This is a genomic window from Sphingomonas sp. 28-62-20, assembly GCF_002281505.1.
The window spans coordinates 1-10491 of the sequence record NZ_NCGH01000041.1 but is presented as its reverse complement, the minus strand read 5'-3'; the positions used below and the strand labels follow the sequence as shown (position 1 = coordinate 10491).

The 10491-nt window shown below is 62.8% G+C and carries 7 protein-coding genes and 2 pseudogenes; 7 read left to right on the top strand and 2 right to left on the bottom strand.

What is annotated here, in order from left to right; all coding sequences use genetic code 11:
* The 6 genes and pseudogenes from B7Y43_RS19345 to B7Y43_RS19320 form a co-directional block, all read left to right on the top strand.
* Positions 1-489, top strand: a pseudogene (locus B7Y43_RS19345) (replication protein A); the annotation flags it as partial.
* A 411-nt stretch (positions 490-900) separates the two neighbouring features.
* A complete protein-coding gene (locus B7Y43_RS19340; protein ID WP_006954973.1) occupies positions 901-2115 on the top strand; it encodes an IS256-like element ISSpma2 family transposase in 1215 nt (404 codons plus the stop codon).
* A gap of 815 nt (positions 2116-2930) precedes the next feature.
* A complete protein-coding gene (locus B7Y43_RS19335) occupies positions 2931-3212 on the top strand; it encodes a WGR domain-containing protein (RefSeq protein WP_082396445.1) in 282 nt (93 codons plus the stop codon).
* Between the two features lie 746 nt (positions 3213-3958).
* Positions 3959-5626, top strand: coding sequence for a Mu transposase C-terminal domain-containing protein (locus B7Y43_RS19330; RefSeq protein ID WP_374133313.1), 1668 nt, complete (start codon positions 3959-3961; stop codon positions 5624-5626).
* A complete protein-coding gene (locus B7Y43_RS19325; protein WP_374133312.1) occupies positions 5626-6447 on the top strand; it encodes a TniB family NTP-binding protein in 822 nt (273 codons plus the stop codon). The genes B7Y43_RS19330 and B7Y43_RS19325 overlap by 1 nt, the downstream gene beginning before the upstream one ends.
* Complete coding sequence (locus tag B7Y43_RS19320; protein ID WP_374133311.1) at positions 6444-7454, top strand: TniQ family protein; 1011 nt, start codon at positions 6444-6446, stop codon at positions 7452-7454. Before B7Y43_RS19325 ends, B7Y43_RS19320 begins: the two co-directional genes overlap by 4 nt.
* A gap of 151 nt (positions 7455-7605) precedes the next feature.
* Here the strand turns inward: B7Y43_RS19320 and B7Y43_RS19315 are convergent, their stop codons facing one another.
* The gene (locus B7Y43_RS19315; RefSeq protein WP_374133310.1) at positions 7606-8823 is read right to left on the bottom strand and encodes a hypothetical protein; all 1218 of its coding nucleotides are present in this window, start codon (positions 8821-8823) and stop codon (positions 7606-7608) included.
* Between the two features lie 139 nt (positions 8824-8962).
* On the opposite strand from B7Y43_RS19315, the gene B7Y43_RS19310 reads away from it, so the two are divergent.
* Positions 8963-10195, top strand: coding sequence for a site-specific integrase (locus B7Y43_RS19310; RefSeq protein ID WP_374133309.1), 1233 nt, complete (start codon positions 8963-8965; stop codon positions 10193-10195).
* 101 nt (positions 10196-10296) lie between these two features.
* On the opposite strand, the pseudogene B7Y43_RS19305 reads toward B7Y43_RS19310, so the two are convergent.
* A pseudogene (locus tag B7Y43_RS19305) lies at positions 10297-10491 on the bottom strand (hypothetical protein); the annotation flags it as partial.

Here is a 10491-nt window from a genome sequence, read left to right as displayed (position 1 = left end):
CCGCGTCCAAAGCTGAAGATGGTGATGCGTCGCCATCTCGAAAAACCTTCTGGAAAAATCGAGGATAGTGGCTCTGTCACCACGGAGAGCAGAGCCCAGCGCATTCAGCCCGCAACCCCCGAAAAGGCAGCCAAGGTCAGCCCTCCGCCGGAATTCGTTGATCCTGCCCTCGTGCGCAAGCTCCTTGCAACAACGAGTGCGAGCTTGCGCCCCGAACATCAAGCCGATGCATCAGCCGCATTGGACAGCAACGCAAGCCAATCTCAGTCACGACGGAGGGGAGGGGGCGCGCAGGACACTCTTGATCCCGAAATCTATCAGGCCATCCGTTCTGAATGTCCTGGTTGGGATCTCGATGTGCTGATGCGGCAATTCGATTCCTTTCTGAACAGCAATCCCCATGAGTTGCCAAGGAACTACTCGAAGCGGTTCTACGGCTTCATGAAGAAGCACCACGAGCGCAACAAGCATACGCTTCCGGGCTTTTGAAGGTCGCGCCCGTCTGTGGGACCGGTTATGTGCGCCCGGCGCGCTAGTAGCGCCGTCGTCCAGCTTCAGACCGGTGACAGTCTGCGGCAAGCATCGCGATTGATCGGAAATATAAGAACGGTCTCATGATGTACGCCCGATACCGAACGTGTTTTCGGGAATCACGCCACTTACCCCGCCCGATCAGAAAACTACGTCTTTGTTCGGCACCTGCTAAAGAATTGCCGACAAGACCCAAGAGCACCAGCATTGAAGTTAGCGTCCGCGCTCGTGGTGTAATTTCCGGTGTAGGCGATGGTGTATTCCGGGGTGGGGCATGCCCCACCCCGGAATGCGGCGTCGCTGGTGGCCACCGGGTTCATCGTTATGGTGGAGTTTGCACACTTCAACCGTGACGAAGAGGAGTTCCCGATGACCGAGGACAGATTACTGATCGAAGAGCTGGCTGCAAAGGGCGGCCAACCGGATTTTTTGCGCACCATCGCCGAGAACGTGCTGCAGCTGATCATGGAGGCCGACGTTGATGGCCTGATCGGCGCGGGTCGCCACGAACGCAGCAGCGAGCGCGCGACCTGGCGCAACGGCTATCGCGACCGTTCGCTGGATACCCGGGTAGGCACGCTGAACCTGAAAATCCCCAAGCTGCGTGCTGGGTCCTATTTTCCGGGCTTCCTTGAGCCCCGCAAGATGGTCGAGAAAGCGCTGGTTGCGGTGATCCAGGAAGCGTGGATCGGCGGGGTCAGCACCCGGCGGGTCGATGAACTCGTCCAGGCCATGGGCATGACCGGCATCTCCAAGTCCACCGTCTCCAAGCTTTGCAAGGACATTGACGAGCGCGTCCATGCCTTTCTGAAACGCCCGCTCACCGGCGAATGGCCGTATCTCTGGCTCGATGCCACCTATCTCAAGGTACGCGAAGGCGGGCGGATCATCAGCGTTGCCGCAATAATCGCCATGGCCGTCAACACCGAGGGCCGGCGCGAGATCGTCGGCCTGCATATCGGCCCCTCGGAAGCGGAGGTCTTCTGGTCCGACTTCCTGAAGGACCTTGTTCGGCGCGGTCTTACCGGCGTGAAGCTGGTCATCTCCGATGCTCACGAGGGCCTCAAGGGCGCGATCACCCGCGTCATGGGCGCCACCTGGCAGCGCTGCCGGGTGCACTTCATGCGCAATGCCCTGTCCTATGTGCCCAAGGGCCAGAACACTGTCGTCGCCGCCGCGATCCGCCAGGTCTTCCTGCAGCCCGATCAGAAAAGCGCAACGCAGGTCTGGCGACAGGTCGCCGACCAGTTGCGCACCCGTTGGCCCAAGCTCGGCGCCTGCATGGACGAGGCCGAAACCGACGTGCTCGCCTACACCGGCTTCCCCACCCAGCACCGCACGAAGTTACACTCAACCAATCCGCTCGAGCGGCTCAACAAGGAGGTCAAGCGCCGCGCCGACGTCGTCGGAATCTTCCCGAACGAAGACAGCATCATCCGCCTCGTCGGGGCTGTGCTGATGGAGCAGAACGACGAGTGGCAGCTCCAGCACCGATACATGCAGATCGAAGGCATGGCCGAACTCAACCAACCCATGATCGAGGAGGAAAATCAGCCCCTACACATCACCGCCAAAGCCGCCTGACGATGGCCCACGGCCACAGCCGAAATTACACCACCTTGACGGACGCGACCAGCATTGAACACTCCGCGAGTGCTTTAGCCGGTCATCTTTGACTGAAATCAGCCATCTAACGTGGAAAGGTCGGACCAGCTTGCAGATCGCCTAAGCCTCCACTTCGGGCACAGCTTCCAAGAAGCGCGACGGGTCAGCCGGCAAGCTGGAGGAAAAAGGACGCCGCCAAAAGCCATTCCCGAAAACACGTTCAGCCGGAGATACCAGATTTCCGAAAACACGTCCGTTTCAGCCTCGGGGCAAATGGCGATCGGAAAGTTTGGGATCGACGCACCATATGTGAATCGGAACGCTAACTGATCCTATGGGCTCACGCTCTGAGCCGTGCTTTCAAAGTTATCAACAGGGCAGGGAGGTGGCCAACGTGTGATCGGGCATCAGATGACGTGTTATTAGAATCTGGCGGTCGTGCTATCAGAAACCGAACATCGTGTTATCAGATTCGACATAGCAACCCCGACTCGCGAGAAATCAGGAGTTTGCAGGCTGATGGCGAGCAGGTAACCTCTTAACCTTAGAATCTAAATCCCCTAACGTTTTCGCCTGCGGCGGATTTGTTATTGATTTGATTCAAGATTAAGGAAGATCGCGCTCTCGCTTCGAGAATGACCTCGCCCGAGAGACGCGCAAATTCCATAAGAATCAGACGTCCGCAGCTGAGCGGCGGTCACAGCCTCAGGATCGATTCTTTGAATCACTATAGAGACCTGTGATTCAAACTTCCGATTGGCCTAGCTCCAGGCGGCTGTCGCATACTCCTCCGTATGTTAGAGCATGATCAGAACGAGTGTCACATTTGGCTCGAAGCCAAAAATCCCGATCTCAATGTTGCACGGCGCTATGCCATATCTCGGAGCCAAGACCTGTTCGGTGTTGCGATTGTTGAATTCTCGTGGGGCCGGATTGGAACGCGTGGACAGCGACGTAAGTTGTCATTCGCTGACCCGGGCAGGGCGAAAAAGTTCGTAGAGCAGCTGCTACGCCGCAGAGCGAGCTCACAAAATCGAATTGGCGTTTGCTACCGGGAAGTATTCCGGGGTCCATGACACGTTCACGTGTCCGTTCGGACGATTGCGCCATCCGAAGTTCGAAGACTGGCCATGCCGGCAGTCACCATAGCCGCAACTGATTGTGACGCGGTTCGCTTGGTCACCTCAAGGCCTCTGGCAAGCTCCGCACGGGTAAGAGGTCCGATGCCGGCTACAAGACGCCAAGCCAGGGGAGCCGTCGACGAGGCGTAGAGGCCTGAAAGTGCTCCCTCAGCCTGCAGGTGAGCCCTTTGCATGGCACGGAGGTCTGCGGCTGCACTCTCAGCAGCAGCGTGAAGCGCACGACGTAATAGGACGGGCAGGGGATCCTCGTGAAGTTCACGGAACAGAGCCCGCGGCATGATCCCAGCAAGCGCCATTGGCGCCGAGCCCAGCCCAAACAAGTGTGGGCGCATGGCGGCCGCAAGCGACGCAGCCCAAGCCGCCCCCCGCGGCGCCGAACGTCTGACCGCGAACCCACCGACTTGAAGCATCTCGCTGCCGCCTTCGAGAAAGTCGATTTCCTCAGTTCGCAGTTCCGCCAGCCATTCAAGGAGGGTGCCCATCGGATCGCGGGTCGGCAGCAGCGCATCGAGCCGTTGTCAGCCGACAGAATAGCGTGCATTCCAGAAATGTATCGTAGAATCAATGTATTAGATCGAACTTTCTGCAAGTAATTCTGTCTCCGGCGATATGCGCGTCGCGGCGGGGGACAAAATAAGCTACATTCCGCGGGCAGCAAAAATCGTTGGGGAGCCCGATCCATGATTGAGCGCAAGCCGTCTCCTGCGCCGCGGCAGAGCCTCAAATCGCTCGAGACGGGATTGGCGCTCTACCCGCATTTCAGGCGCCATATATCGCTTTCCGGCCCGGTGACGGCGGCTCAGGTTCGGGCGATATCCGAGGCAACCGGCCTTAAAGAGCGGCGGATACGGGCACTGGCCGCGCGCTTCCGGCTGCATCCGGTCGCGGAAACGCTGGCGCCAAAACCGCGCGGACCCGCTGTCGGATCGCATAGGATCGATCCCGAGGTGAGGGCCGCCATCGAGACGTTGATCGACGAAATCGCGCTCAAGATGGTCTCGCCATCGCGCGCGGAAGCGGCGCGGCAGATCTGGGGCCTGCTGCACGCGGATAACGGAGATCATCGGTTTCCTGCCGATCTGATCCCGAGCGAGAAGACGATCGAGCGGCTGCTGGCCGAGATTCCGAGCCGTGTTTGGGCAAAAGCGACGATGGGATCGAAAACGCGCAGCGCCCATGAACCGCACCCCGGCGAATATGCAAGCGAGGGATTTCTCGACTTGGTCCAGATGGATCATACCAAGGGCGATGTCATCCTGGTCGATAGCCTGCGGCGCGAACAGCTCGGCAGACCGTGGATCACCTTCCTCATCGAAATCTGGACCCGGTCTATCCTTGGCTACTATGTCAGCTTCGGCGACCCCTCGATATTCCGGTGCGGACGGGCGGTTGCGAGCGCTGTGTTGCCCAAAGAGCCGATCCTTGCCCACCTCGGCGTCGACGTCGGCTACCCGATGCACGGCCTCTTCCGGCGCTTGCATGCCGATCAGGCGAAACCGCATCGCTCAGAGGCTTTCAGGCGCGCCTGTATCCGCAACGGGATAGCCCCCGATGTGCGGCGGCCCGGGCCGGCCCATCTTGGCGGGCATATCGAGCGGCTGATCGGCACGATGGTTGGAAAGCTGCGGCTTTTGCCGGGTGCGACCGGATCGAACGTGGCGGCGCGCGACGGCTATGATGCCGAAGCGGACGCGGCGATGACGCTTGCGGAATTCGAGCGCTGGCTGCTGTGCCAGATCGCGATCTATCATCACGCGCCGCATAGCGCGCTGGGCGGTCTGTGTCCGGCCCAGATGTGGGAGCGCGAAGCGGCGAAGCACAGCCCGCTGCTGCCCGTGTCGGTCGATGCGGACGAGTTGTTCCGCCAGTTTCTGCCGTCGAAGTCGCTGACGGTCCATGGCAAGGGCGTCCAGATCAAATATCGCCATTACTGGCACCCCATGCTTGCCGCCAGGATCGGCCAAAGGCTTGAGATCAGCTGGGACGAGCGGACGATCCAGCATATCTACGCCGACCTTGATGGCCGCTATGTCGAACTGCCGGTTGTCGGCGACTATCCCGATGTCTGGGAGGCGGACTGGGAAGCCGCCAGGGCAGAGGTGCGGGCGCTGGGCCGCGCCTATCAGGCCGATGGCGGCCGCGCGGCGACGGCGCGGGCGGTGGCCGCCGCCAATCAGGAAATACACCGCGCCCGCGTTCGCACGAAGGCGGCGCGGCGCCAGGCAAAGCGCCGCGAAGGGGAGGGAACGACCGCGGCCGATCTGCGGCGCCCCAAGACGTCGGCGGCCAAGTCTGTGATCTGGAAACCCGCAGCCGAGCTCGGCGAAGATTGGGACCGGATCGGCTGATGGAACCAGCACCATCGCTGCCCTTCTGGATCGCCTTTGACGAAGCGCGCAATGCCGTCGAGACCATCGTCGACGTCGCCCATGACGATCCCGAGGAACGGCCCACCTGTATCGTCTTGGTCGGCGATTCGGGCATGGGCAAGACCTCGATCCTGCGCGAAGCGCAACGGCGGCTAACCGCGGACTTTCCCGAGCCGCCGAATTGGGGTGACGCACGCTATCAGCCCGTGCTGAGGACGGTCATTCCTTCGAGCCCGACCTCGCTCAAGATCAATCTCGCCTTGCTGTGGCAGCAAGGCTGGCCGGTCACCAGCACGACCCACAAGGTGGCGGACCTCAGGGTCGTCGATCTGCTGGGCAAGCAGGGCACCCGGCTTGTCGCGGTGGACAATGTCCATGTGATTCTGACGGCCAGCGGCAAGGCGCGCCGCGATACGCTCGATGCCTTCCGCTATTTGATGAGCGCCGGCAATGTGCCGCTGGTCGTGGCGGGCCTCGACGTGGCCGAATATATTTTTTCCGAAGATGTCGAACTTGCCTCGCGCTCGATCATCCTGCGCCTGCCGCTGTGGGAGCCGGGGGAGGCGTCGCAGCGCCTGATCCGGGCGCTAGCGCGGGGCATGGGCCTTGTCGAGCCGGACCGGCTCGCCGAGCCCGATCTCGCCGAACCGATTTGCGCTGCGAGCCATGGTGTCACGGGCAATTTCAAGCGGATCCTGCACTGGTCGGCCAAGGTTGCGAAACGCGACGGGCGCAGCCTCATTACGCGTGACGATATCGACAATGCGCTGAAGCGTTTTCCGCCCTACCGGCTCTTATGAAGCCGGAAGCGCAGGAGCGCACGCCGCTCGCCTTCCGGGTGCGCCCCCAGCCTGCGGAGTGTTTCGATTCGTGGCTGGACCGGATCGTGCGCCGCCACGAAACCTCGCGGAGAACCTTGTTCCGCTATCTCGATGTCGATTCCGATCTGGCAAATTATGACCTCGCGAGGGGTAAGCTCGGCCTGCCGGCGCGGCATCATGCGACATTCGACCGGCTCGTGGCCGGGCTGGGCTGGGCGGTGGATGTCGATCGCGATGCCGTGATGGACGGTTTTGCCGCCGGTCCCGCGCATTGGCTGTTGCCGCAGGTCCTGCGCCGCTATGGCTGCGCTTGCTGCTGGTCCGGGCTGATCGCCGAAGGGCGGCCGCTCTATATCCGCAAGGACTGGATATGGAGCGCGAGCTGGTGGTGTCACGAGCATCAGCTGCCCTTGTCGGTGATGCCGGCATGGGACTGGCCGCGCCGGGAGGGCAGCCTTGCGGCGATGCTGGGACGCCTCGAGGCGGCCGCGCGCGAGATCGTGCGCGCGGCGCGCCCGACGGCGCGGCTGATCGCGTACAATCGGGCCGTGATCGAATTTCTCCGCAAAGGCGACGATGGCGTCACTCCGCAGCGGTATAGGCGCTATGTCGAGACCATCGTCGCGAACCGTTTTCATTTTTCGAGCGAGCGGATCCGGTTGCTGGCCTTGCGGCACAGCAGCGGAGCGCAACCGGCGCGGCGCTTCGAGCGCTTTGTCGCGCTCAGCCGGAGCGAGCTTGCGAAGGAGGGGAGGGGGTTCTTCCGGCGCCCGCAGCCGAGGGTCGAGGGAATCGATATCGAGGCGGCTATCGACAGGCCCAGGCGGGGCCGCCGCTGGGAACCCGATTTGCCGATGCTGTTGCAAACCTATCTGTCCATTGCCCAGCGCGCGGAAGCGCGGGGCGAGCCGCTCGGTCGCCCCGCGGGGCCTGAAGACAATTATGGCTTCTATCGCTCGATGAACAGCGCATCGGCGCAAAGATGACGAATGATCGCGGGCCGGGCGGCCTCGGTTGGCAAAATCGCCCTCAGAAGCCCGTACAGCGCGATTTGGGGTCGCTGCCGTAGTCTGGGCTGGCCTACGCCCGTTTTGGCGCTGTAAGGGGCATTTGCGGGGGCAAAATTTTTGCCGGTTTTCAGGCCTGGTCGTCCGACTGATCGTCATAGCGTGCCAGCAAGGCGTCGATCTTGGCGAGGGCGGCATCATAGTCCTCGATCGCCTCGCTGGAAAACTGGCTCGGTTCGTCGGCCAGGGCGGTGGGGGGAACGGACGGTCTGCCGCGCGTGACCGAGTAGAGCTTGACGCCCGAAACGGTTTCGATGGCCAGGTCGCCGGCTTCCGACAAGGCCTCCAGCATTTTCCGGACCCCAAGGCGGGTGACGCCCAGCACCGCCTCGATCTGCGACGACCGCAGCGGACCGAAGCCGGCGAGGAGGCCATAGAGCTGGGGCACGCGCGAATTCGCCCGCTTCGCACGGTAGCGATCGGCCAGCGCCTGGCGCGTGTCGCGGGCTTTCGCGACCAGGCTGTAGAGCTGCTCCAGGACATCGCGCAACGCCTCGGCCTGAACAATGGCGGCGTGCGCCGGGTTGTCGTCGACGTCGGCCGCGCGCACCGTGTCGAGCCGGATCAGACCGTTCAGCGGCAGCGCCGCACCATGGGCGCCGGTGGCTTGGAGATGCGCACTAAAGGCGCATTCGATCGCCCAGCGCGGGGAAGGTGGGCGCGGGCGCTCGATCACGACTTGCCGGTTCGCGAGCGCGATCGTGTCGGTCGTCCGCTCGGCGGGAGCGAAGCGCGGGCTCTGGCCGATGGCGCGGTGGAGGGCGGCGAGAGCGGTGAAGGGGAGGGGGGCCGGCTCGAGCGCCGCGACCAGGGTCGCGGCCTCGTCGATCGCGGCCCTTGCGGTTTCGACGGCGGCAGCGCTGTCGGGATCGCGCAGCGCCAGACAGGCTTTTTCCAGCCCCAGCGCCGCGTCGGCGAGCGGCGTCCAGCGGCTGCGGGTCATCTCCGCGAGCAGGGTAGTCGTCAGCGCGCGGGGGGCAAGTGCGAACTGGAGTGGTTCGTCGGAAAGGGGTATAAGGCCAGCAAACCAGGCATGGAAGCGTGCGTCGGTGAATGGATGCCCTTCCTGTCGGAGCGCCGAGATCAGCGTCTCACGGATGAGGCGCGAAGCGAGGATGGGATGGATGTCGGGCGGGCACCAGGCGAGCGCCGCATCGAGCTTACCGAGCGCGAGGGCCGCATGCGCCTGGGCTGTTCCCAGCGCCTCGAGATCCGCCAGCGAGGGCGGTTCGGTGGTCTCGAAGTCAGGAAACGCATGAGACACGGCCAAAAAATCCAGTAAAAACAATCATATGTAGTCTATGTATAACGAAGGCAGGATTACTATACAACCACTCTGATGCTTTGCAGCATATACCTTTGATAATTGCAGTTATCACATAAGCGGAATTGACGCCTCCTTATAAGGTGCGGTAAGCATCGCGGTCATGGAGCCTGAGGCACCCACCGATCAGAAGGCGCTGGTTCCCGCCGAAACCGGCGTCGTCGCGCCGGGCTCGGCCGACGATCTGTCGTGGGCGGTGGTCAACATGCGCGCCGGCGAGACGATCGTCGTCAACGAGGCGCTGCTCGCCGCCTATCAGGCCGCCTCGTCGCCGCACAGCATCCGTGCGCTCAAGTCCGACCTCGAGGCGTTCGACCTCTGGTGCCGGCGCCACAATCGGATCGCGCTGCCGGCGCTGCCTGAAACCGTGGCCGACTATCTTGACGATCGCGCGGCGAAGGGGAGCAAGCCGGCATCGCTCAGCCGGTACAAGGCGTCGATCGCCAAGGTCCACCAATTGCTCGATCTGAAGGATCCGACGCCGGCTCCCCTGGTCAAGCTCCGACTGGCGGCGGTGCGCCGGGACAAGGGAACGGCGCAGGAGCAGGCACGGCCGCTGCGGTTCAAAGGGCCGGTGCGCGATGTCGAGCGCGACAAGGCACGGGGACTCAATGTCCGTGCCTTGCTCGAAAGCTGCCCGGACGATCTGCCGGGCTTGCGGGACCGCGCGCTGCTGTCCACCGCCTATGACACCGGCCTGCGCGCGTCCGAGCTGGTGGCGGTTGCGATGGAGCAGATCGTCGAGGCGATCGATCCCGAGGCCCGGCTGCTGAAGATTCTGCGCAGCAAGGGCGATCCGGAAGGGGAGGGGGCGACCGCCTTTCTCAGCCCGCGCACGGTCGCAGCGATCGCGGCCTGGACGGAGGCTGCCGGGATCGGCGCGGGGCCTCTCTTCCGGCGCGTGCAGGTTCGGCGCTACAAGGCGCGGGCGGCCGTCAAGGGACGGCGGATCGACAGCATCTCGAGCCGGGAGAAATGGGATTTGCGCAAAACGCTGTCCAGGCCGGCGCAGCCGGCACGGGTCGAGCATGACATCGGAACCGCGGCGCTGCATCCAGGGTCGATCGGACCGATCTTCCGGTCGATCATCCAGCGTGCGTTCGATCATGGCGCACTCCCTGATCTAACCACGGAGGATCTGACGCGGCTGATGAAGGGAATCAGCGCCCATTCGACACGGATCGGGCTCAATCAGGACCTGTTCGCGAGCGGCGAGGATCTGGCGGGGATCATGGATGCCCTGCGGTGGAAGTCACCGCGGATGCCGCTCGCGTATAATCGGAATCTCGCTGCCGAGCATGGCGCCGCGGGGCGTCTGCTGGCCAAGCTTGCATAGGAGAGGTTGCGGTCAGGGCGACGCGAATACTGGCAATGCAGCAAATTATGGTTCAGACGAACGTCGCGCTGTGGGTAGACAATGCAGTCTTCTTTGTCCGTTCACAGCCGTTCGAGCGCGCGATCAGCAGGCCTGTATGTCTCGCTGAATCCTTCGGAGTGGTTTTTGGCGGCCATGACCAGCTTGGCTGCATGGGTGAGGGGAGGGTGACCTCGCCGGCTGATCCACGACAAGAACTGACGGCGTTCTTCGGAATACCACGAGCGCACAAGCTCGTCGGCCTCAAGCCCCGGATT

Bases quoted from the DNA above. Each gene is read 5' to 3' on its own strand.
- B7Y43_RS19340 (WP_006954973.1), top strand. From the start codon at position 901: ATGACCGAGGACAGATTACTGATCGAAGAGCTGGCTGCAAAGGGCGGC.
- B7Y43_RS19335 (WP_082396445.1), top strand. From the start codon at position 2,931: ATGTTAGAGCATGATCAGAACGAGTGTCACATTTGGCTCGAAGCCAAA.
- B7Y43_RS19330 (WP_374133313.1), top strand. From the start codon at position 3,959: ATGATTGAGCGCAAGCCGTCTCCTGCGCCGCGGCAGAGCCTCAAATCG.
- B7Y43_RS19325 (WP_374133312.1), top strand. From the start codon at position 5,626: ATGGAACCAGCACCATCGCTGCCCTTCTGGATCGCCTTTGACGAAGCG.
- B7Y43_RS19320 (WP_374133311.1), top strand. From the start codon at position 6,444: ATGAAGCCGGAAGCGCAGGAGCGCACGCCGCTCGCCTTCCGGGTGCGC.
- B7Y43_RS19310 (WP_374133309.1), top strand. From the start codon at position 8,963: ATGGAGCCTGAGGCACCCACCGATCAGAAGGCGCTGGTTCCCGCCGAA.